Below are 23,693 nucleotides of genomic sequence, written 5' to 3' on the forward strand. Positions count from 1 at the left end.
GCAGACTCGATTTCACACGGATCAACCGGGTGATTGTCTAACTAAATGCGTGTGCGGCGACGATTGATTGTGACCAAATAAGGACTTAGCTCACTGACTGAGCTCGCGAATAGCGACTTTCGTTTGGTTTAGTTGGGCTGAGCCCACATTTCAAAATGGTAGACATCAGTCGTATGTGCTGACACTTTAGGACTGAGGCCTAAGTGGTCGCCTGCCTGTCGGAGGCAGCAGTTTGTGCAACCAACCGAACACTTTGCCTGGGCGCGAATTGACGGCCAATAAAGATTCATCATGAATTCAATTCCAAGGCACAGATTGTCAAATACTAAGAGAGTTGCAGGTTTTGCGATTCTCTCTGCGGTGTTAGTTGCTAGCACCTCAATAGCCGGGGTAGTGAGTCCCGCCTCGGCTAGCATTCCAAACTGCTCACCTGCAACTCTGGCCTCTAATCCGAATGTAACCAGTGGCTCGACTGCTAATGTGCTTGCCAGTACTGAGATTTGTGAAATTGTCGTAGGTTCCCCTGTGGTGAATGTGGGCGTCAAAGAATGGAACTTTATTGTTCCAGAGGGCGTAACAAAGGTTTACGCACTGCTGGTTGGTGGAGGCGGTGGCGGTTACTTCGGGGAAATAGGTAGGGATGCCGCAAATACTGTGTTCTATGGATATGCTGCGGGAGGAGCTGGACAGGCCCAGCTTGTGGAGTTTGATAAGGGAGCTGACGTCGGCTCTTTCGAGCTCAAGCTTAAAGTTGGAGACGGTGGATCTGGAGGTCAAGATCTAGGCATCGGCGCTCAAGGAGCCCCCGCCTCCGTCACCAGATTTGCAGGAAGCTCGAATCAACTCATCGAATCGGCATCAGGTGGTGGCGGTGGCTCCTTTGTCACAGTTATTGGCACACCGACAACATTTACTCTTTCATCGGGTAGTTCAAAGGATTTTGTAGGGGCGGATATTCTCGGTGCTGCCGTTGCTGTGAGTAACCCAAGTTCTTCCCTATATCTTTATGGTGCAGGTGCCGGTGGGCCTGGCGGTGCAAAAGATCTTGAAAAGTCGCCTTTCTCCGCGGATTCCTTTCTCCCGGCGGGCACTAACTTGACGGCAGTGCAGAAAAATGCGATTTGGACTCTGGCAGTGCCGACGGTTTCACGGGGCGGTACCCTTGCGTATAAAACCGAGCTTGGTATTCCAGATGGTCTCGGGCGAGGGGGCACCTCCGGTATTGGTGCTTCTTTAGACCGTATCGCTCGAAACGGAAACTCTGGCCAGATCCGCCTTCGGTATTACCTTCCCGGAAGCAGCGGCGCAGGGAGCGACTCTTCGGGCAGCGGCGCAGGAAACGATTCCTCAGACAGTAGCTCAGTGGGCGGTTCGGGCGACTCTGGCTCAGAAGCCCCGACTGTTGCACCAGCCCCATACTCGGGGCCAGTGACTTCGCTTGTAGGACCAGGCACCATTGGCTCAGAAGCGACAACCGTGAGAGTGAGTGGTCAAAGACTCGATGGGATAACCAAGGTTGAGATTCTGGGCAGAGAGCTGGAAATCCTGACTAAGTCAGCAACTGAAATTGTGCTTCGAATCCCTAAGTTAGAGCCTGGAGTTTATTCGCTTATCTACACCTCATCCTCCGGGGTGCTGACTCATCAGAATGCACTCACCGTGAAACAAGGTGCCCCAACAAAGAATGAGGGTGACTCTTCGGCAAGCCCAGGGGAGCAAGCTCCTGTTGTGAAAACTGTTTTGACCAAGCAACGCTTTTCAGTCTTTGGTGGCGGAAGCTCTAGGTTGCCAGTGCAGGATGCCAATGCAATCAGGGCCTTTCTGGATAAGAACCCAGGCATAACGCACATAACCTGCGTTGGCAGCACTTCAGGTGTCCCAGCGGCTCAAGCAGACCGTCGCTTAGCACTCGAAAGAGCACGGACGGCCTGTGCTTTTGTGGAAAGAGCGCTCCCAGGCATCAGCACCAAAGTTTTAGCCTCAACAGGCAAGGGGGTGGGTGAGTTTTACCGCTCCGCCGTGCTCTTTGCAAAGGTTGGTCGCTAATAGCTAGCCCCGGGAGGCTCAAGCTACATCCCATGATTTTGGGGTTCACCCGATCACGCCGTCAACCTGGTTGAAACGCGCCGAGGTTTAAAAAGGGTGTGAAACCTAGAATCAGCTCAGCAGAGCCTGCCCAACTGCGTGAAGCCAATAAACATATTCGTTTGCTGGAACAAGAAACGGAAGTGTCGCGTCGCGCTTTGGCGTGTGTTTCGCAAGGCATCCTGCCGGGAAAAGCTCTACCCGCTCGTAAGTGAGCTCACTGTTGACGGGATCCCTGTCGCAGTGTCGTGTCGGGTGTTGAAGCTTGCTCGTGGCGCTGATTACCGGGGTGTGGCAACCCGTCGGGATAGTGCAATCGTTGCGTAACAGGAGGATGGCAACCCTCCGGGTTGCCCATGGTGATGACCCTGAGTTCGGTTACCGCTTAGTCGCTGATGGGGCCCGCGTGGCGGTTATGTCACCACGCAGGAGTAGTGTCCGTGACGGTTAAAACCCGCCTCGCAGTTGATGCTGTGAGCAATGCGGTTTCCGGACGTGGTGTTGTAACCGGGTGTGTGGTTCACACGGAGCGGGGTGGTCTGTTTCCCAGTAAGAAATTCCAGAGGGCTCTGGAGGTGTGCGGGTTGGTCGCTTCGATGGGTCGAGTAGGTGCAGCTGGTGATAACGCAGCTATGGAATCGTTCTTCGCCTTGTTGCAAAAGAATGTCCTGAACCGGCAACCAACATGCTGATCCATGAGCAGTTGGAAGTCATAAACGTTCGGTAAACACGACTGTATCGGAGCCCAGAAATTGACCCAATCTAGACTCTGGAATTGACACAAGAGGTGAGAGCGGGTTTTTCAAGTTGATGGCTAAACAGTTCAGGAGATTAGTGGCGCTGGGTTCTGCCCTGGCGCTGATGGGGTCTTTTTTTGTCGCTTTGCAGCCGGCCGCTGCTAGCCAGATTGCCCCCTGCAGCTTTGCTGCGGGTGCGGGTACTTCAGTGAGTCCTTATCTAGTTGGGTCGCCGGAAGATCTTGTGATGGTGCAAAACTGCCACGGATCCGGAAATGACCTTTTCTTCCAGCAAACTGCTGACGTAGATTTAGGCTCAATCTCAAATTGGACCCCCATTGGCAATCACACAACCGCATTCAATGACAACTATGACGGCGGCCTCTATCTGATAAAAAATCTGACTATCGATGCCAGAACCACGGCCTCATCGGAGTTTGGCCTTTTTGGACTAGCTGATTCTGGGACTGATGTATACCCGGAAATTAGGAGGATAATTCTTAGTGGGGTTAGCCTCCGAGTGGCCGTGGCAGATCCAACCCACCAGGTGTTTGTCGGGGCTTTAGCTGGCAATCTCATAAACGACCAATTCAGCTCTCTCACAACATTCAGCGCCTCGGGCAGTGTCCTGGTAACTGGAGAAGCCGCCGCAGGTTCAGCCACGGGCGGGTTGATTGGCAAGTCTGCGGGGGCCGCAGCTATTCCAACAGGCTTGAGATTTGACGGTACAGTTTCCTCCAGCGCGGAAATAACCGGTGGCCTTGTCGGTCATCTAATTTATGGGGGGTCCCGCACCGCCAACATTGACATTAGCTCTGTGGTTGGAAGCGTAAGTGGAGCCAAGTATGTAGGCGGGTTTTTGGGTAGCTTCGATAATCCCACAGAAAAAGAATTTACAGTGAGAAACAGCTACTTGTCAGCAAGTGTCTCCTCAAGCGCTAGCTATAGTAACCGACTCATTGGCAATGCTTCTGGCAAATTGCCAAAGGTGGGCGGCAGCGGGATCCGCGTTGCAATAGATGTGTTAGGCGGGGTTGTAGATCAGACTGGCATTGAAGGTCAGGTGTCTCAAGTATCAACTTCCCTGCTCGACAGTTACTGGCCTAATGCAATAACAGACGGATACACCATCGACCCGAATACCACTCGGTTTATTTTTTGTGACGAGGTAAACCGCGGCTTGCCGGTTTCTATGTCTTTTTTTTCCAGGCAGTTCAGCTATGACGAGAACCCTGGTTCCCAATTCAATGGCACCGGTCCGTGTCAAATGACTTTTGAGGATCAGTCTGTACTCTTCTTCCCCTCAGACCGAGCAAAAGTAGCGGTCAAGCTCACTCCCGGAACTGGATACCCAGCGGTTGAGAAAAGCGTTGTTTCGATTCAGAGCGACCCGAGTGGGTTATTCAGGGTTAGCTCGGTTGTGAACAACGAAATTAGCCTGACGGTTTCAGCAACTCTTCCAGCAGGCAGCTACCCGGTGAGTATCAAACTGGACCGTCCTGACGTTCACCTCTACACAGGCCGAACCATCTCGCTCAACGTCATTTCCTGCAACTATGAGGGTTCAGGAACAACTGCAGACCCTTATGTTGTTGACTCGGCAAATCTCCTTGCACAGGTCGCGAACTGTTCTTCGGATCCTTCAACTGAATTTAAGCTAACCCAAGACCTGGACCTCAGTGGAAGGTCCTGGAACCCAATTGGCACAAATGAAAAGCCCTTCACTGGCATCTTCGACGGCAGTGGACACACCATCTCGGGTATCAGTGTTACCGGCGACTTAGGTGACCAGTTTGGTCGCAGCTCGAGCGACGGTGCAGGCCTGTTTGGCAATGTTTCAGAAGCAGAAATCAAGAATTTGTTGGCCTCTGGCAACATAATCTTAGAAGGCGAACAAGCCTCCAGCATTGGTGGAGTCGTTGGAAACCTCAATCAGAGCGATGTAAGCAATCTGAGCTTCACAGGAGAAATTTCAGCCCCCAGTTTGGATAATCTTGGTGGCATTGTTGGTGAATCCTCCAACAGCACCATTTCAAACAGCGCCATATCAAAGCTCACTATGGAGGGTGACGATAATCTCGGTGGCATTGTTGGGTTTTCTGAGAACAGCACCATCATTTCAAACAGCACCATATCAAACCTCACTATGGAGGGTGACGATGATCTCGGTGGCATTGTTGGTGATTCCAGCGACAGCACCATTTCAAACAGCGCCATTTCAAACCTAACCATTAAGGGCAAGGACGATAATCTCGGTGGCATTGTTGGTAATTCCAGCGACAGCACCATTTCAAACAGCGCCATATCAAAGCTCACTATGGAGGGTGACGATAATCTCGGTGGCATTGTTGGTAAATCCTCCAACAGCAAAATTACAGACAGCGTGGTGTCGAACCTAAACATGAGCGCGACTGGAGGTAGCGCGAGTAAGCACGGTGGCCTAATCGGTCAAATGACCGGCAACTCCTCCCTAACCAAGGCGTCTGTTTCTGGGAGCATCACTAGTGAAGCGCAAGTCGGAGGGGCAGTAGGGATGCTCGTATCGGGTGAAATCAACTTCGTATCTGTCAAAGTCAACTTGAATTTAGTGGGCGATGATATCAATGAGATCGGTGGGTTCGTCGGGAACCAAGCCGGCGGAAAAATTTCAAACAGCTATGCAATCGGAACCATCAGCGATGCCGAGGGTAGCCAGTACTCCAGCCCGATGAGCATCGGCTCCTTCGTGGGAACTCTAAATTCTGACTCCGGTAGCATTATTGTGAACAGCTATGCAGCAGTTGAGGTGTTACTTGATTCTCCAGCAACGCATGTTAAAGACGCACCGTTTGCTGGTGCATTCGTAGCAAACTTTGACATTATAAAAAGCTATCTTCTAGGAGTCGACACCACACGCACTTGCACCTCACCAACCCTGAACTGTTACGACGTCACCGCAACGGGTGCGGTAGCTATGAAGAACATTCAAACCTTCGAGACGGCCGGCTGGGAAATCCAGCCAGGCTGGGCAGCTTTTTCTTTGACAAGTGATGTCCCAACTCCGGTCAATGAGAGCATCTGGGGCATTTGTGCTTCAGTTAATGAGGGGCTGCCATTTTTGATGCATGAGGCAAGCGCGGATCCCTGCAACACATCAGCTAGCACACCTGCAGCTAGCTCGCCTGCAGCTAGCCCTCCTGCAGCTAGCCCTCCTGCGCCCTACTCAGGTCCCATAATCATGTCGGTATCAAGTACTCAGCTTTCCAACCCGGCTGGTAAGTCTTTGACCATATCGGGTCAAAGACTAAGCGGCACTAGTTCTTTGACCGTGGATGGGAAAGCCCTGACCATTATTTCTAAGTCAGACAACGTGATTGAAGTGACACTTCCTGAGCTGAGTATTGGTTCAAAGAACATAATCTTGGTTTCTAGTTCCGGAGTGGTAACCCACCAAAATTCCTTTGAGGTTGTGTTGGAGCAAGCACTTGGAGAACAAGGCAAGGTCAACGTCGGCTCCTTCAACGGCAAGCTGGTTGTCTATGCACTTGGTCTTGACCAGGCTCGCATCACCTGGAAGGTTGGCGGCATCTGGGGTCAGGACTTAGCTGATGGAAACACACTGAATCGATTTGACAGGCTTACTCCGAGAAAGGGAGTCACCGTGAAGGTGGATATCTTTGTTGATGGTGTGAAGCGGATGACAAAGAGCGTTCTGACTCGATGATCTGACAAACCATCGGCGGCATTCAGAAACCCCGGGGAGATGTGGTGTGGATGCTAGATAATGACCAGATGGATCAGAACTTTGTTCGAACGGTGTTGTTGGTTGATGACGAGCCGATAATCACGACTCTTTTGGCAGAGCGCCTAGACGCGTCAGGTTTCAAGACATTTGTTGCTCATGATGCCCTGAGTGCCAAACAAATCGCTCAAAAAAACGACCCCGATGCGGTGGTGGCGGATCTCGACCTTGGAGAAGGCCCATCAGGGACCGAGTTGATTGCTGCTTTAGCTGCAATCAATCCAGCGATGGGTTTTGTGTTACTCACCAACTACACCCCGACCGCCTCCGAACTCAAGTCGGCCCCGAACCTGCGATATCTAAGCAAGCGAGAAATACACAACATCAATACGGTGGTGGAGGCGCTGGATAGCGTGATGTCGACGGGTCGGCAGGTCACCGGGGAAATCAAGCCTTCTGTGTTGAGCAAACTAACCAAGGGTCAGCTGGCCGTGTTGGCGCTGATGGCAAGGGGTCTAAATAACCAAGAAATAGCCCTTGAACGAAAAGTTGGACTGCGGGCCGTTGAGCAGAGCGTGCACCGGATTTACATGGCCTTGGAATTGCATAAAAACAGTGGTGGTTCGAATCGAGTGGCAGCAGCCCGGATCTATTCATTGGGGATGGGTCTTAGGGGAGGTAAACCCTAGATGGCAAATTGGCGAAGAATCGGCGGACCCAACGGCATAACCTTTTTGGCCTGGGCGCTGCTGTCACCAATCAGCATATTTTTCACCTGGGCCTGGGTCCCAGAGGGCTACCTAGCTGGCGCCACGGCTCTTGCTGGAATTAGCGTGGGGGTGATTGGTCACCTTGTCACCGGGTTGGTGTTGGCCCTGGGTAAGTACACGCTGTTGCGAAAAGTTGCCATGAAGCCCAGGCCAATTGCAACCGTGTTGGTCTTTTTGGCAGCGGGTGCTGCCAGAGGGTTCTCGGTTTCATTTGGGCTTGAGGCCCTAGGGGTAACGGCCCAAGCTGATTATTCAAACCGAATGACCTCGGGCGCTTTACTGATTCTGGTTTGGTTTTCAGTCTCGGCCATATTGGTGGATCGGGTTCGAAGCTATCGGTCCGGTTACGAAGAACTCGCTGCACAAATTCAGAAGTTGCAATTGCTTAGAAATCAAGAGCAGTCCCAACTCGAAAAGACCCAGCAAGAGCTAATGCAGCAGATCTCTGGGACTCTGAGCCAAGCTTTGAAACCTGGCAGCTCGGCCAAAGACATTCACGACGCGCTGGACACCATGATCAGGCCCTTGGTGACAGGTATTTCCCTCGCACCTAATTTTGAACTTGAGCACAAAGTCCCAAAGCGAAGAATCGCTTTGGGACCGGTTCTGAAAACAGCACTGCACCAAACCCCCTATAACCCTTTGGGGGTGAGTCTCTTGGCGGTGCTGGGTTCGCTATATTCGCGAATTTGGCAGGGCGGCTGGATGGGTGTTGTTGACTCTGTTTTGACCGCAGGGATAATTGCGGTGACGTTTGTGCTGGCTAAAAAGTTTCGGGTCTTTGGACCAAAAGCGCTTCTGGTATGGCTGGCAGCCGGCTTGCTTAGCTCTACTCAAACAGTGCTTTTGTCTGGGCCTTTCGACCAGGAGAGGCTGCCGATCATATTGACGCTTTCGGTAAACGTTCTCATACCCGCATTTCTAATAGCCGTCACCAGGGCACTGAGTGTGGAATCACAAAACAACTTGCATAAGTTGGCCGAGGTTGTCGAGGGTCTCGAGTGGCAAACCGCATCACTGACTCAGCGTGACGGGGTTCAAAGAAGAAGGATCGCTCGTTTTGTGCACTCTGATCTGCAGTCCAGACTTCGAGTCTTTGCGTTGCGGCTTGAAATATCAGACCGAGCTCCAACCGATGTGGAATTAGAAGCGATAAAAAAAGAGTGCGAAACCCTCTTGGGGACTCAGCTGCAGCAGAGCGACTTCGGGAAATTCACCAAGGACATCAAAGAACTCTGGCGCGGGGTGCTGGAGATTGATTTTTACATCACACCCATCGTGCTGCATGAACTTGAGTCCGACCCCTTCTGCAGCGCAGCAGCGATCGAGGTGGTCAGGGAGTCTTTGTCAAACGCGGTTAGGCACGGGAAGGCAAGTCGGGCCAAAGTAAGCCTGAGCACTAAGCCGAGAGACCCCAAAAGCCGAGAGCTTTATATAGCGGTCCGAGACAATGGCAAGCTTGGCAAAGCCCAGCCCTACGGCTACGGCCTTAGCTCGATTCAAGAGCTCTCCAAAGAGCACGCTCTCTCAAGTGAATCTGGCTCCACCGAGCTCACCGCCTCATTGAGCCTCTCGCTCAATTAGGCGCTGCACCGCAAGCTTTTTCCTGGCCTCTAGCAAAAGTAAATCCCCGACTCGGTAGGGGTTAACTATTTCTACCCCGTATGACAAGTGATTTGTGAAGCCCAGTGCTGGTTTTTGCAAACTTCGAGACAAGCTCTCCGATTCAAGACCAACACCCTTTAATTCGGGCGGGGTATTAGTTGTTCGGGTTGCCATAACAACTGAAAGTTCTGGGTCATGATATGTGTCCCCTGGATACCTGTTATTTATTTTTATGCACTCGGGCTGTGGTTTGGGATTCCAGCGTTTTGCTAGGGATATGACAGCTAGGAAGCGCATTCAATAGTTCGGGTGATGATTCCGGCTCGTCGAGTTATGGAGGTAGTTTGCATGCGTAAAGCAGCTGTCCTTGCCGTAATATTTGGCCTTTTTGCCACCTCTGGCGTGGTGGCCTTGAATCTGCAGGCTTTCCCTAAGGACATTAGCTTCACCAAGGACATTCCCTCCTATAAATCATCGGAGATTATCGGGCAGAAGCTTTGGAATGAGACCCCTTTGCAGCTTCTCTAAACCTTCATGGGTGGCGGGGTGATGCTGAACCCTGGAGAACCTGGAACCGGCGGCTTCGAGTTCGGGGACCGATTAGTTTTGAGATATGGCGAAGAAAAAGTTGGGTTGCAAAACCCCATTGGCGATCTTCGCGAAGGTGCTGACCCGGTTGGCCTCGAAGTTGGGTTTCCTTGGCTAGTGGTGGCCGATAAACATCGTGGGCGTCTTTACTTATGAGCGTGTGGTCGCTTCCCCTAAGTCGGTCACTGATTTTTGCGGTTTTCACGATGATCAAAGCGGCCGGTCCGGCCACTTTTATTTCAAAGCTTCTAATGTCTTGGGTTTCAAACGAGTTGACAGTCAAAACTGAATTATCGACTAACGCACTGTTTAGACCGTCGATTATTCGCAGCGGGTCTTGGTCAGGCGGTCCGAGATTTGCACTTCTAGATTTAACTCCTCGGGTACTGATAATTCGTGGCTGAAAGAGGTCCAAGGGGACCCCTTCGGCATTTATCCAGTGGCCTGGGTTTTTTGCCGCCAGCGCATTTTCTAGATAGCCGGCTTGCTTTAGCAGCTTTCCAATCTCAGGGATTACTTCCAAGCTTCTAGTGTCAAAAGCAATATCAGCGTCTGAGGTCGCAGGGGCTAACGGTAGTTCGATGTGATTGGAGTTTAGGTAAACGGCTTGAGCGCCAACCAGGATCAATGAGTCAAGATGCGGTGGCAAAGTCTCGAGCGCTCCCAAGAGCGTACGCCTGGCTACAACATCAGTGCTCTTTGCGCCAAATACCATCGTTTTGTACCATCCAATCTAATAAGTTCTTGGCTTCTTCTGGGTTTCTACCTGGGCCGCTCATAAGGTCACGATAGGTCTGTGGAGCGCTGACTATTCTTAGGCCCTCAAATTCAGTGGTCCTTTGAAAGGGACCATCTGAATTTGGATAGGACAGCATCACATTGGCTCCACGGTTGGTTTGTCTAATGCCTAACTTATTGGCTAGTGCCTCGGGGTTGGTTGTACAGAGCATGGCTGTGTATAAGTCGGTGGAGCTTTTATAGGCAGCTGCCGAAATGGTGCCTGTGGCGGCATAGAGATCTTTATCGATTGTTTTCAGATCTAACAGCAGTTGCTCTAAGCCTCTGGGGGCTATGTAGCTTGTGGTCGAGCTTGTTGCAAAGAAATCACTTTCTGTGGACCAAGCTCTGAGTAGTTCTTGCCACTCAACTTTTTCTATCGAGCGTTTCTTATCGCGAGTAATGAAACCAACTTCCTCAAGCCTGTCCAAAACCCAATAGGCACTTCCTCTGGAAGTGCCAGATTCCCGAGCTAGTTCGGCAGTGAGATATGGCTCTTTTTTATCTACCAATGCCCGAATAACTAATTCAGTTGAGACTCCCGTGAGCGAAGCTTTGGGTCGCCCAGGCTTTCGCCAAGGATCCATGTCCATACCGCGGTTGCTAATTAGCAAACCCATCTGCGGGGCAGCGATAAATATGTTTCCTGTCGCATCAGCGAAGGACATCCCTAACTTTCTTAGCTCCTGCTGAGCCGGCAGTGAGATATACCTGGCGACTATAAAAGCCGTGGTTTCTTTGTCCTTGCTGGCGGCCTCTAGAACTTTGAGTCTTGTGGCTGCCAACTCGGGATGTGCTGCGCCCCGAGATCTTTCTATGACATTGAGGGCGGGGCGCTGACCCCGGGTGCATGTGTGGTAGCGTGTCAATTTGAAACGCAGTGTTTTAATTCGATGTTTCAAGGTTGAAACATCCCAATTGAGAGGAATGTCCGATGAGACGCAAAACTACCTTAGGCCTGGCTTTAGTAGCAGTTGCAGCTCTAGCGCTGTCGGCTTGCTCTTCTTCCGTTACCGTCGATCCTGAACAGGGCACTGCTGACCCCGTAGAGAGCGGAATTTCTGGTACAACACTAATTATTTACACGCCGAATGAAGAGGGAATGCTAAATAGCCTTATTCCGTTGTTCGAAGAAGAAAGCGGAGTTAACGTGCAGTTGATCACTGCTGGAACCGGTGAATTATATCAACGAGTTCGCAGTGAGGCGGCAAGGCCTCAGGGAGACGTTTTGTTTGGCGGTGGCGCTGCGCAGGCAAGTGCGAACCTTGACCTTTGGGGTGAGTACACATCTTCCGAGGACGGTGCCATGGTCGACGGGGGAAAGAATATGACCGGCTTCTTCACTCCTTACCAAGCTGACGGATCCAACCTTTTGGTTAACACCGAAGAGGCTGCAGCGCTTGGGATAGAGATCTCCAGTTATGCCGACCTACTCCAGCCAGAACTGAAGGGCAAGATTGCCTTCGGAGACCCCACTGACTCTTCTTCCGCATTCGCTCAGTTGACCAACATGCTGAAGGCTGTTGGTGGAGACTACGAATCCGAAGCCTCCTGGGGTTTCGTTGAGGCACTTGTAGCCCAGCTGGATGGCATCTCAATCGGCTCATCGAGCCAGGTCGCCCAGGATGTTGTTAACGGTGAGTACGTGGTTGGACTTACATACGAACCGCTTTCCCTCAACCTTGTGAACAGTGGCGCACCAGTTGAGATTGTCTACCCCGAAGAAGGCGCAGCCTTTCTCCCAGCAACGATTCAGCTCATCAAGGACGGGCCAAACCCTGAGGCAGCCAAGGCATTTATTGACTTTGTGATTTCGGAGCAGGCACAGACGATCATTGCTGAAGAGACCGCTGGCCGCCCACTGCGGGATGGCATTGCGAAGCCAGGCTTGCCGGCACTAACCGAAATCCCGACTATTCAGGAGGATGGAGCTTACGTTTCCGAGAACCGCGATGCGATCATCGCTCGGTACCGGACTATCCTCGAGAATCAGTAAGGCTCTTTAGACTCACATAGGAACTAGACAACATGACAAGCATTGCAATGCGCTCGCTGCTCAAGGAGTATGGCGGGCAGGTAGTTATACCCGACCTTGACCTAGATATTCTCGAAGGAGAATTTTTCACCCTGCTAGGGCCCTCCGGATGCGGTAAGACAACTTTGTTACGAATGATTGCCGGGTTCAACACGATTGAATCCGGCACCATCTCGTTTGACGGGGTGGTAGTAAACGACCAATCCCCATCATCACGAGACATCGGGATGGTGTTTCAAAACTACGCCCTCTTTCCTCAGATGACAGCTTCGAAGAACGTTGCCTTTGGCTTGCAGACCCGCAAGGTCAGTAGTGAAGAAAGTGGGGAGAGGGTGAAATCGGCACTTGAGTCGATGCGCATTACCGCTCTCCATGACCGCCTTCCTGGAGCAATGTCTGGTGGCCAACAGCAACGTGTAGCACTGGCTCGGGCGCTAGTGATTCGCCCTGCAGTGTTGCTGATGGATGAGCCACTTTCTAACCTTGACGCCAAGTTGCGCGTCGAAATGCGCGAAGTCATCCGCAACGCCCAACAAGAGGCGAGGATCACCACGGTCTATGTCACTCATGATCAAGAAGAGGCGATGGCAGTCTCGGATCGCATCGCGGTCATGAACTTGGGCGTGGTGCAACAAGTCGGTTCACCCGCAGAGATCTATCGAAACCCTGCGAACAAATTCGTTGCTGAGTTCATTGGCAAGACCAACCTGATTGAGCGGGAACTTATCAGCCGAAACGGAGCCACGATGGTGGATCTTGGCGAGGGAGTTTCGATTGATGTTTCCTCCATCGTTGGCACCGAGGCCTCTGGACGCATACATGTTTCGGTGCGCCCCGAGGCGGTGCGTGCTGGTAAAGATGGCCTCAGCGCTGAAGTTATGGAAGAGTCCTTCCTTGGTTCGCACTCGCAAGTGCGGGCGAAGCTCGAAACGGGTGAAATCATTGAGTTCCTAGAATTCTCGCGACGCGACTCTAGGTGGGAGCGAGGCGAGAAGGTCATTCTTGAGGTTGATACGAACCTGTTGACTTATTTCGACTTCGATAGCGGAATGTCGATTATGCGTGGAGCCACAGTGTGAAAATAGCACGGGGTAAGTTCGACGGTTGGACAACGATAGCGGTCGCGCTTACCGGCGGTTATTTGCTGATGGTGATCTGGCCGCTGGTAACAGTTCTAATTAGGAGTGCTACTAGCGAGGGCGAGTTTTCGCTGGCTGGATTCGAGAAGTTTTTCTCATCGCGTTTGTACTACGAAACCCTGACAAACAGTCTTCTGGTTACCGTATCTGTAACTGTCTTGGCGCTCGCAATAGCGTTCCCAATGGCCTACTTCATGACGATGTTCCGCGTCCGTGGCAACCGTACCGCCCAGATGTTGATTCTCGCCTCGATGATGTCACCGCCTTTCATCGGCGCCTACTCGTGGATCCTGCTTTTAGGCAATAACGGGTTGATTACAAATTGGGTTGAAGATACTTTTGGCATTGAACCTCCTCCTATTTATGGGTTCAGTGGAATCGTTCTTGTTCTTACGCTGCAGCTAGTTCCACTGATTTTCACCTACCTTATGGGGGCATGGCGAACCATCGATGTGTCGTTGCTCGAAGCCTCCGAAGGCATGGGCGTTACTGGTTTGCGACGCGCCTTCAAGGTGATCTCGCCACTACTTTGGCCGACAGTCCTCGCAGGCAGCCTGCTCGTTTTTGTAAGGGCATTCGCCGACTTCGGCACGCCGATTCTTATCGGACAGGGCTTTCGAACGGTCCCGGTGCTGATTTACAGTTCATTCGTCGGCGAGGTAAGCAATGACACAGGCTTCGCCGCAGCGGTATCCGTAATCGTCATCATCGTGGCGCTCATAGTGTTCCTTTTGCAGAAGTACTTTGTTGGGCGCAAGCAGATTTCGATGACCGCTGCGGTTCCCATAGTGCCAAAGCCAATGCCGGGCTGGAGGGGCTGGCTCATACACCTATACGTTTACGGGTTCCTCACTCTCGCGTTGGCGCCGCTTGTTGTTGTCGTGATCAGTTCGTTCCGCAACACGTTGTTCGGGCAGTTCGTCGACGGGTTCTCCTTTGATAACTACTCGGATTCCTCGGACGCCATCCTTCGCTACGTTGGTAATACTTTTAGAATCGGACTTTCGGCACTCTTTATCCTCGTGATTATTGCGGTGTTCGTGTCATATCTCACTGTGAGGCGCAAGGGCGCTCTTTCAAATGGTCTAGACACGATGACGATGATTCCCTACGTGGTGCCCGGGTTGGTAATCGGTATAGCTCTCGTGACGGCTTTCAGCCAGCCGCCGTTTCTTCTCACTGGCACCTTCGCGATCATGGTGCTCGCCTTGGTAATTAGGCGAATGCCATATTCTGTGAGGTCTACAACGGCGATTATGTATCAACTCGACCCGAGCATTGAAGAGGCGGCGATTAGCCTCGGTGCCTCGAAATTCAGAACACTGGTGCGAGTCATTGTGCCCGCACTTGCGCCAGGAATCCTCGCGGGCGCGGTGCTCAGCTGGGTGACCATTATCACAGAGCTCAGCACGACACTATTTTTGTACACAACATCCACCCAGACTTTGTCGCTCGGTATCTATGTCGAGGTAGTAAGGGGCCAGTTCGGTACCTCTGCGGCGCTGGCCACGGTGTTGCTTGGTCTCACCATGCTCTCGATCATCCTTCTGATGCGACTACCCGGAGGCAATAAGGATCTGCGTGTCTAACTTCGATGGAAGTCCCGCATAATCGGGCCAATTTGAGGGCGCGGTAACGGCAGATTCCTAAAAGTTCACAATCTTCAACTGCCATCTAATAACATGCCTTTGGGCGCAGCTGTGTCCAAAGGCTCTTGGTTTTAGTGCTGGTTTATTGGATGCTCGAATAGGGGGCAACATCTTTGCCGAATCGGGTAGGTAGTAGTTGGTGATCATTCTGAATACTGGATGGCAAAATACATTTTGGTCTTAGCTTTTGAAAAAGTGCACCTCTGGCATTAACATCGGCTCTATTTGCACCAGAAGTCATCGGTTTTCACCATCCAATCCAGGAGATTGCAAATGGTTATGCTCTTATTCTCCCATTAGGGCAAGGGGAATCAGGGCGACTCCGTTTTGGCGATAGGCATGCCGCCCCGAGTAGATATCAACTTTGCCGATCGGTTCAGAATCGAGCTGCAACTTAGGCCGATGCAAGTGGCGGCAGTCATGCTCGGTTATCACCTCAGCCAACTTGCCCAACCCCGCTAAGCGCCCCTGTTCAGTGTTGTGGAAACCCTCTGGCGATACCTGCTCTTTGCCGAGGATATTCCAAGGACTGAATCCTGTTTTAGTCTGGCCTGATACTAATTGCTGAAATGTGTTTTCATTCAGCGCGCGTTGGCAACGCTGTCGGGTTCGGCTGCGAGATTCGGGTCTATTTCCTTGGCGCAGTGCTGTTGCTTGAGTTGCGAGTCTTAGACAAGGGCCACCGGGTTAATGGCACCTAAGCCTAGGGATTGGGTTTATCATTTGGCAATGAAGACCTATGTGCGGCGCGTCTTGATTGTTGAAGATGAGGTGCTGATTAGAAACTTCTTGTGTCTGACGCTCGAGGAAGCCGGTTTTGAGGTCGCACAAGCCTCCTCTGCGGCGCAGGCACTGGATGTTATTAAAAAGTTTGATCCAGATATCGCAATTTTGGACATCAACTTGGGGCCAGGGCCCTCGGGGGTTGACTTGGCATTTGTGATGGACAAAATGCAATTCGGGGTAGCCCTGGTCGTCCTCACGAACCATCCGGACCTTAGAACAGCCGGTTATTCCAAAAGCGATTTGCCAGTTGGCTGCGGGTTTTTGAGAAAAGACTTGATTGATGACCCGAGTGCCTTCATTGCTGCAATCGAAACTGTGATTGCAGGTAGGAAGGAGCTGAGGCAAGACCAAGACAAATCAAGACCCTTAGCCGAACTCAGCGCCCACCAAATCGAGATTCTCCGGCTGACCGCTTCGGGGCTCACCAATGCTGCAATAGCGAAACAACGAAATACTAGTTCTCGAGCGGTCGAGCAGTCGCTAAAAGGTATTTACGAGGTGTTGGGAATCGACACCGATGGAGACGTAAACCCAAGGGTTGAGGCGGCCACCAGGTTCTTTCGCGCTGCCGGGCTTCCAAACAGCTCTAATTCCTAACCTCATTTCTGGCGCTGAGTTTCCAGCTGCCCCAGCCCTTTATCTCAACCGTTTAGAGCGGTTTGTTGAATCCAAATAGCCCCAGGCTTCGGATATCCGAAGCCTGGGGCTATGGCAGAAAGTCCCTGTGGCAGGATTTTGACAACTTGTATAAAAAAGGATAAAAATGACTTCTTTCAGACTGCGCAGACCAGTATTCCGCCCAACCGTTGCGGTTATGGCCATGATGAGCCTAATTGTTTCTGCGTTTTTGCTGGTGCCGAGTGTTCCAGAGGCTCAAGCCCAGACCTCAGCTGGTTTGAAGAATGATTATGACTACTATGCGGACCTAGATGGCACTACTCAGTACTTCAGGGGCATCGATAACCAGGCTGTTATCCCCGCTACGGCATTTACTCTGGAGGCTTGGGTGCGGCCGGCAGATATTCGAACTGGACAGGATTATTACTCCGTTATTACTCAAAATCAGAAAATTGGTGGAGGTGAAGACAATCGCGTTAATTTCGGCCTGAGGGTTATCAATGGGACTTATGGGATTCACTATGGTTCTTCTAGCACCGCGAATACGGACCTGGACGCCTTGCCGGGCAGTGGCATCCCAACCAACCAGTGGTCTCACATAGCGGTCACTTCCGAAGTTGGCGTGACCGGAGGAAAAACAACCATATGGCTGAATGGGAAACAGGTTGGCCAGAGCGATAACGCTTTCTCTGTGCTGGCTAACGCCACAGGCACGGCCTTTTCTATCGGCGCCACTGGCGGACCCACTGCAAAGAATTGGTTCAAGGGCGGCATCGATCAGGTCAAGGTTTGGAACGGTGTTCTAAGCCAAAATGACATTCAGAAATCAATGCACGCTTGGGATGCCACGGGGATTACCCCGAGTACTCTCAGGGCCCACTATGACTTTAATGACAAGTCCGCAAGCGGGGGCTTTGTTTTCGACGCAAAAGCTACAACTAATTTCAATTACCGATTAGCCATTAAGGGTGCTCCAACTTTCCCCGATGTCAAGACCTACCAAGAGCACAACGGCAAGCAGGTTTTCACCTTCCCACGTTCCTACCTAACCGAGAACGGTGGTTGGCGCGCTCCAAATTCGGCCACTAAGTTCTCGGCGGCCATTTTGGCTGGCGGCGGAGGAGGCGGGCCAGATAATGGCAGCGGCGGCGGCGGTGGTGCTCTATACCTAGCGAACAACAAAGCTTTACCTTCTTCTCGTGTGCTTGGAATAGTTGTTGGTCAGGGTGGAGTTGGCGTGCCCGATGAGTTTAACGCCAGTTCAGGCCAAGTCTCTGCAATTAGCTCTTCCTCAATAATCCAGTCCAATGGCGGTTTTCCTGGTTGGGATTACACGGACACTAATGCCAACACCTCCTTAGGTGGCCCAGCGAACGGTTCGCCTCCAGCTGGCGACGAGTCATTTGCAGGCGCCAGAGGTGGAGCAAGCCCTACCTGCTCAGACGCGCCAAATCCTGGCCTACCAGGTCAGGTGCTTACCATGCTTGGAGTCATAGTAGGTTCTGGTGGTGGTGGCGGAACTAGCGTTGGGCACCCCACGAGTGCCGGTGGCCCGGGAGCTGGATCATCATCCAATAGCTTCACAACCGGTTCTGCCGGTGAAGCCAATAGAGGTGGAGGTGGAGGTGCGGGCTCTGGCTGCAATAATCCCGCTAAGACCCCTGGCGGCAACGGCGGCTCCGGCCTGGTGATTGTGACTGTCGATTTTGTCGGTAAGTGCCTGTATGTGAATTCCGGGTTCACTTTGACTCAGGTTCCAAAGGTTCAATTCTTTGGTATTCAAACTGACCCAAAAGTGCAAATCAGATCTGAGTCCTCTCAGATTGCGGTGCAGGCTGCCTTTTATGGAGAGTCGGCAATCGTAGGTGATCAGATGTATTTTGCGGATCGAGGACGCCAAAAACTCAGGCGTTATCCACTAGATGCATCAAGAAATGTCCTTACCGAGTCAATTATCGGAGATCTTCCGACCCCTGGCATGGGGGTCACTGCGGATGAGAGATATGTTTACGCTTGGAACAACACCGGCATAGCTCGGTATGACACTTTGACCCAGAACTATCAGAAGACATTCATTGACAAGGGTGATATTGCAAAAGTGGATGGCGAGATGGCGTTCGGTAGATTCGAAGGCGTTGGCTACCTGTTTATTGCAAGCGATCGGACAGGCTTCACAGACGCAGCTGGCTATTACAGCGACGTTTACGCCGTTCCAGTGAGTGGAATGAACGCTCAAGGAGTCGCGGCAATCGTGCCTGCCGCTTTAAGCAAAACTGCTCATTTGTTTTCAAAATCTAAGCTTTCAGGTGCTAGTCCTGAAGCAAATGGGTCATCCGGCATAGCGGTGATTGGCAAGAGTGTTTACTGGACCACCGGGCTCAGCAGTTCGATTAATTCGAAGATTTGGACCAAAGTTATGACCCCCGCGAACCTGCCTGGATACCCTCGCGGCGGTGAATCTAAAACATCTGAAGCGGGCCAAATGCTTAAGGAGTACGCAACACAGAACTTTCGGGGATTATCGGCAGATTCAGAAAAACTCTACTTTCAAGCAACGACCTACAACGTCGACAGCCTGAATCCTAAGACGCTTGCTTCTAGGACGGAGGTGCTTGATTCAGCCATGTCGACCACTGCAAATGGAATCCTGCCGGCTGCAAGTTGCCCAATTCCTATAATTGCGGGCTCTGGTCGAAGTAGCTTTTACGGAGGGAATGTTGCGACCCAGTTCCCTTCAATTTTTCCGCAGAACACTCTCGGTGTTAGTTACCGTGTGGAGTATCGAATCAACGGTGGGCCTTGGGTGCTTCAAGAGGTCACAAGTGGGCGGACAGCAAGCCTAATCCCGCCAAGTGACGGTCTTTACGAAACTCGGGTCGCGACTTTGGTTGGCGGAGAACTGAGTGAATTTGGAACGACGTTCCAGACTCAGGTTGGGGCCTTACCCGATCCGCCGCTTTGTGATAACCCAACCAAACTTGTTTATCAAGTGACCGCCGGAACGACCGTGCGGCTCGACCTCACCACTGCAAGCTCTCCGGGAGTAGTCAAACCGGTAGTGGTCGACTGGGGAAATGGAACAAAGTCCCCGGTTGCGAGCTGGGCAACTGGTGATTTCACCTTCAGCAAAAGCTATCCGACTGCAGGAACCTACACTATTGATATTTGTGGTGAATTTGCTGGCTTTGGAAATGCGAGTATCTCGCAAGATCGACTTAGCCGAGTCATCCAGTGGGGTGCCGCGACAGCCACTTTGACCGATTTGAGCTTCGCCTTCAATAATGCGACGATCCTCAATGACGTGCCTGCAGTCTTGCCTGCGGGCGTAACGACACTCGAATCCGCTTTTCTAGGGGCTGCGGTGTTCAACGACGCCGATGTGAAGCTCTGGAATACCGATAACGTGGTGAATTTCGCCGGCATGTTCTCCGGGGCTAAAGCCTTTAATCAAGACATTGGTACAAATTCGACTTATTGGAATACCGCCAAGGCCACCAACATGAGCAACATGTTCAATGGTGCAACTGCTTTCAATAACGGCAACGCTGACACAATCAAAAACTGGGACACGGCTCTGGTCACAAACACTTCCTCCATGTTTGAAAAGGCTGCGAACTTTAACCAATCGATCCCAACCGATGGCAATAAGTGGAAAACCAGTTCGGTGACCCAAACTCAGAACATGTTCAACGGTGCGGCTGTGTTCAACCAAAACATTGGCACCTGGGATACCGCTAATGTGGAGAATTTTTCCGGCATGTTTAAGGGTGCCACTGTGTTTAATAACGGTGGTTCAGCTGCCATACAGGACTGGAACACCGCCAAGGTGTTGAAAATGGATAGCATGTTTGCTCAAGCCAGAGCCTTTAATCAGCCTTTGCCCACTGCTGGTTCAAAATGGGATGTGTCAAAAGTTAGCACCATGGAAGACATGTTCTCCGGTGCTTCCTCATTCAATCAGGTGCTAACCAGTTGGGTGACTTCCAAGGTCTCAAACATGAACCGCATGTTCTTTTCTGCAACCGCCTTCAACAGCGCAACTGCATTTGAGATACCCGTTCTCACAACGGCCGCAAACATGTTCAGCTATAGCGGCTTGAGTGACGATAACTACGGAACTGTGATCATAGGCTTCGATGCTGAGCAGGAAGCAAGTCGGGCGCTAACCGGCGTGGTATTTGGTGCTGTCGATAAGACCGCATTTTGTGACACCGCACACGCTTCCTTGCTCGACCTTGCTGCGACCGTCGCGGCCAGTGGCGCAGCCTGGACAATCACCGATAAGACCAATAGAACGCTCAGCTGCGCACCAACCGTGACAATCACAGCGGCTAACGCAACTCACGTCTACGGCGAGCCAGTGCCATCTATTGGGTTCACAAAAGTGGTCACCGGTGAATCGTTGCCAACTTCGGATTGGCTCTCGGAGGTCCAGTGCAAGGCTGTTGTAACTTCCGACGGAGCTAATGTGTTAGCAACCTCTGCTGCTGTTTCGGGTGCCTATAAGACATCCTGCACCGGCCCATCGGGAACTGGTATTGGAATCAAGGTTGTTTACGTCGATGGCACCTACTCGGTCTCACAACGGCCAATAACCGTAAGGGCGAAAGACCAGGCGATCTTCTCAGGTCAACCAACAACTGATACTCCCGCGACTGCCCTGTCTACTGACAGCGCTTTAGTCATGGTCACTAGCGGTTCGATATTGGCTGGTGATGTGGTGCACTTCACCCTGGGTTACACTCCCAAAACTGGTACTGCAGCAGTTGCATCCTCGGCCTACACCGGCTCTGGAGCGATGAATATCATTCCGGCAGCGGCAACCACTGGGAGTATCGGTGCCACTGGAAACTATTTGGTTACCGGCTCTAACGCTGTTCTGACGGTGTCTGAATTGACCTACATAATTGCGGCCAAATCTCAGGTAAAGACCTACGGCAACCTTTATTCCTTCAGTGATGCCGATTGGATCTGCACGATGAAGGTGACTACGGGGTCTGTTATTTCTGAAGGTGCTTGCAGTCCAACGCCATCGGTTTCCATAAGCTCGGCTGGTGCTTCTGCGAATCAGAATGTTTCTAGCACTGCTATTACATTGTCTGCCACGATCTCCGGGGTTGCTTCAAGCAATATCACAACTGTTGCTGGAACCCTTGAGGTTGTGCCCCGTGTGCTCACGGTGATTGCGGAAACCATGGTTGTTCCATACGGATCTGGGGTACCCACCTACCCAACCCCTCAGATCACGGGTTTTGCTAATGGCCAGGACAGCTCCGATGTGACTGCGCCAACCTGCGGTTCTGGCTATAACCCAGACACTGCGCGCGGAACGGTGCTCAATATCACTTGTGGCGGCGGAAATCCGGGCTCGAACTACCGGTTTGTTTATCCGGCGAGCTCTCCAACGCTAACGGTTCCAGCATTATCGACGGTGAGCTCGGATGTGCCCATCACAACCAGCCTCCCAGAAGATGTAATAAGCGCTGACTCTGTCTTTAGGTTCGGTATTGCTCCTGTGAATCGGATTTGCTTTGCAAACCTGATCATTCTGGATGGCATCAATGAACCCAATCCGATTCGCCAAGAGGTGACTTCGAGTTCGGTGGTCTTCGAGTTGCCACTTGATATCGGCGAATACGAATACGAGCTATTTCTTGATGGCAACTGTGACGCACCCACCACCAGGGGAATGTTGAGCATCTTGGAGTACGTTGCGCCAGTTATTGTTCCTGAAGCTACGGTCACCCCAGCGCCCTCGGTAGCACCAGCTCCTTATACCGGCCCACAAATTACAGACTTCTCGGCCAGGCAGCTGCCTGGTGATAAGCCTGCGACCGTTGTGCTGGATGGTGTTCGGTTGTCGCTGGTCACAGACGTCTGGGTCGGTGAGACCAAAATCACCTTCACCAGAAACGATAAGGGGCAGCTGATTCTTAGCCTCCCGGCCTTGGCCGAAGGTAAATATGATCTGCGGCTTGGTTTTGAAGGTGGTGGAATGATCACCAATATCAATGCCTTTATCATCTTGAAGGCGGGGGATATTGGAAACCAAACTCCTCCCACTGACACGCTGCCCAAAACCATAGGAACCAGAACCCTTAGATATACCAACTTTGGGGGTGACTCCTTCAGCCTCCCTAGAGCTGCCAGAACTGGCATCACTAAAACTCTAATTAGGCTCGAGGATGTGAACCGAGTGGTTTGCCGAGGCTTCACTTCTGCATCCAGGCCAAGCGCCCAGGACAAGAAGTTGGCAAACCTGAGAGCAAACGCAGCCTGTGATCTGGCAAAGCGTTTCGCTTCTGATGCAATTATCGAGACCCGCAGTTTACCTGCTGCAGGAATAGGGCCAAGGTTCAGGGCAGTGAACATCTTCATCGCTTACAACATTGACTAGGTAGTTTGAATGCAAGAGGGCTGCCGACCAGAATTTGGTCGGCAGCCCTTTTTCTTTATCAAGTCCCCGCCCCATCAATCCCTCAGTTGGGTTTATTAGGCTTATGCAATGCTCAAATCTCAAATCAAAGTCTTTGCCACAAGTGCGCTGGTTGTTTCTGTGTTCCTAGCCCTCACGGGCTGCGGCGCTGTTACTGACACGACAAGTTCTTCTGCAGCCTCAGAGACAGTCCCTGAGAGTTCTTCAGGGACTGTGGCACCTAGTGGGGCAGATGAAATGGGCTTGGCGCTTTTGGCCGTTGAGGCAAGCTATGAACTCTTTCAAAATGCTGGGATGACCGAGACTGTTTTATCTGGTGAGGATAAATATATCCTTAGCTATGACCCTGCTAACCCGGTGTTTGTAGCAGCGCTTTATAACCTCACCTTCGATGACGCAATTCCGGTTGAAGAAAAAGAGCTTTTCACCGTTTATGCCGCTTGGCTATTTAGCCAAGACGGCAGCTCGGAGGTCTTGGTGACACCGACTGGTCTTTCTATCTCCAATGATGTTTCAAGCCCCTTTGAGGTCGTGATTGAGGACGGGTTGATTGTGTCTGGTGGGGCGCTTGACGGTTCCTGGTCTGGGACCTTTAGTTACGAGCCAGACTTTGAGATTTTGGCTCTGATTGCCGATGCGGGCTAGTTAGCCAAGTCTGTAGTTTCTGGCGCTCTAATCATTTGTCATATTCTTGGCCATTGGCCCCCTTTCTAGCTGGCTCACGTATGTGATGATTGCTGTTGTTAA

16 protein-coding genes are annotated in these 23,693 nt (G+C 51.7%); 13 read left to right on the forward strand and 3 right to left on the reverse strand.

What is annotated here, in order from left to right; genetic code table 11:
* Positions 1-315: 315 nt before the first annotated feature.
* The 4 genes from BLP47_RS02235 (at position 316) to BLP47_RS02250 (ending at position 8,897) form a co-directional block, all read left to right on the forward strand.
* On the forward strand, positions 316-2,046 hold the full coding sequence (locus BLP47_RS02235; protein WP_157671406.1) for a hypothetical protein: 1,731 nt from the start codon (positions 316-318) through the stop codon (positions 2,044-2,046).
* An 849-nt stretch (positions 2,047-2,895) separates the two neighbouring features.
* A complete protein-coding gene (locus tag BLP47_RS02240; RefSeq protein WP_091849959.1) occupies positions 2,896-6,525 on the forward strand; it encodes a GLUG motif-containing protein in 3,630 nt (1,209 codons plus the stop codon).
* Positions 6,526-6,593: 68 nt separating this feature from the next.
* Positions 6,594-7,232: a response regulator gene (locus tag BLP47_RS02245; RefSeq protein WP_172807167.1), complete on the forward strand. Its 639-nt coding sequence runs from the start codon at positions 6,594-6,596 to the stop codon at positions 7,230-7,232.
* Entirely contained in the window at positions 7,233-8,897 is a 1,665-nt protein-coding gene (locus BLP47_RS02250; protein WP_091849963.1) for a hypothetical protein, read from the forward strand.
* On the opposite strand, the gene BLP47_RS08505 is transcribed toward BLP47_RS02250, so the two are convergent.
* Positions 8,874-9,092 (reverse strand): hypothetical protein, encoded by a 219-nt coding sequence (locus BLP47_RS08505; protein WP_091849964.1) that lies wholly within the window; start codon positions 9,090-9,092, stop codon positions 8,874-8,876. The two genes, BLP47_RS02250 and BLP47_RS08505, sit on opposite strands and share 24 nt — an antisense overlap.
* Positions 9,093-9,266: 174 nt before the next feature.
* Here BLP47_RS08505 and BLP47_RS02260 point away from each other — a divergent pair, with 174 nt between their 5' ends.
* Positions 9,267-9,446 (forward strand): hypothetical protein, encoded by a 180-nt coding sequence (locus BLP47_RS02260; protein WP_157671411.1) that lies wholly within the window; start codon positions 9,267-9,269, stop codon positions 9,444-9,446.
* A 4-nt stretch (positions 9,447-9,450) separates the two neighbouring features.
* Here the strand turns inward: BLP47_RS02260 and BLP47_RS02265 are convergent, their stop codons facing one another.
* Both BLP47_RS02265 and BLP47_RS02270 read right to left on the reverse strand, forming a co-directional pair.
* Positions 9,451-10,221 (reverse strand): hypothetical protein, encoded by a 771-nt coding sequence (locus tag BLP47_RS02265; protein WP_091849968.1) that lies wholly within the window; start codon positions 10,219-10,221, stop codon positions 9,451-9,453.
* Positions 10,196-11,068 carry a hypothetical protein gene (locus tag BLP47_RS02270; protein WP_091849970.1) on the reverse strand — a complete coding sequence of 291 codons (873 nt, stop codon included), beginning with the start codon at positions 11,066-11,068 and terminating at the stop codon, positions 10,196-10,198. Before BLP47_RS02270 ends, BLP47_RS02265 begins: the two co-directional genes overlap by 26 nt.
* Positions 11,069-11,217: 149 nt before the next feature.
* On the opposite strand from BLP47_RS02270, the gene BLP47_RS02275 reads away from it, so the two are divergent.
* The 8 genes from BLP47_RS02275 to BLP47_RS02300 all read left to right on the forward strand — a co-directional run bounded on the left by BLP47_RS02275 (position 11,218) and on the right by BLP47_RS02300 (position 23,591).
* Positions 11,218-12,279 carry an extracellular solute-binding protein gene (locus BLP47_RS02275; RefSeq protein ID WP_091849972.1) on the forward strand — a complete coding sequence of 354 codons (1,062 nt, stop codon included), beginning with the start codon at positions 11,218-11,220 and terminating at the stop codon, positions 12,277-12,279.
* A 32-nt stretch (positions 12,280-12,311) separates the two neighbouring features.
* The gene (locus BLP47_RS02280; protein ID WP_091849974.1) at positions 12,312-13,397 is read left to right on the forward strand and encodes an ABC transporter ATP-binding protein; all 1,086 of its coding nucleotides are present in this window, start codon (positions 12,312-12,314) and stop codon (positions 13,395-13,397) included.
* Positions 13,394-15,046, forward strand: coding sequence for an iron ABC transporter permease (locus BLP47_RS02285; RefSeq protein ID WP_197672388.1), 1,653 nt, complete (start codon positions 13,394-13,396; stop codon positions 15,044-15,046). The genes BLP47_RS02280 and BLP47_RS02285 overlap by 4 nt, the downstream gene beginning before the upstream one ends.
* Positions 15,047-15,445: 399 nt before the next feature.
* A complete protein-coding gene (locus tag BLP47_RS08605; RefSeq protein WP_256381063.1) occupies positions 15,446-15,568 on the forward strand; it encodes a hypothetical protein in 123 nt (40 codons plus the stop codon).
* 107 nt (positions 15,569-15,675) lie between these two features.
* Positions 15,676-15,807, forward strand: a complete 132-nt coding sequence (locus tag BLP47_RS08610; protein ID WP_256381064.1) for a hypothetical protein — start codon at positions 15,676-15,678, stop codon at positions 15,805-15,807.
* A 28-nt stretch (positions 15,808-15,835) separates the two neighbouring features.
* Positions 15,836-16,489: a response regulator transcription factor gene (locus BLP47_RS02290; protein WP_172807168.1), complete on the forward strand. Its 654-nt coding sequence runs from the start codon at positions 15,836-15,838 to the stop codon at positions 16,487-16,489.
* Between the two features lie 166 nt (positions 16,490-16,655).
* Entirely contained in the window at positions 16,656-22,907 is a 6,252-nt protein-coding gene (locus tag BLP47_RS02295) for a BspA family leucine-rich repeat surface protein (RefSeq protein WP_091849978.1), read from the forward strand.
* Between the two features lie 108 nt (positions 22,908-23,015).
* On the forward strand, positions 23,016-23,591 hold the full coding sequence (locus BLP47_RS02300; protein ID WP_091849981.1) for a hypothetical protein: 576 nt from the start codon (positions 23,016-23,018) through the stop codon (positions 23,589-23,591).
* The last annotated feature ends 102 nt before the right edge of the window (positions 23,592-23,693 follow it).

Origin of the sequence: Candidatus Aquiluna sp. UB-MaderosW2red (assembly GCF_900100865.1) — a bacterium.
Lineage (GTDB): Bacteria > Actinomycetota > Actinomycetes > Actinomycetales > Microbacteriaceae > Aquiluna.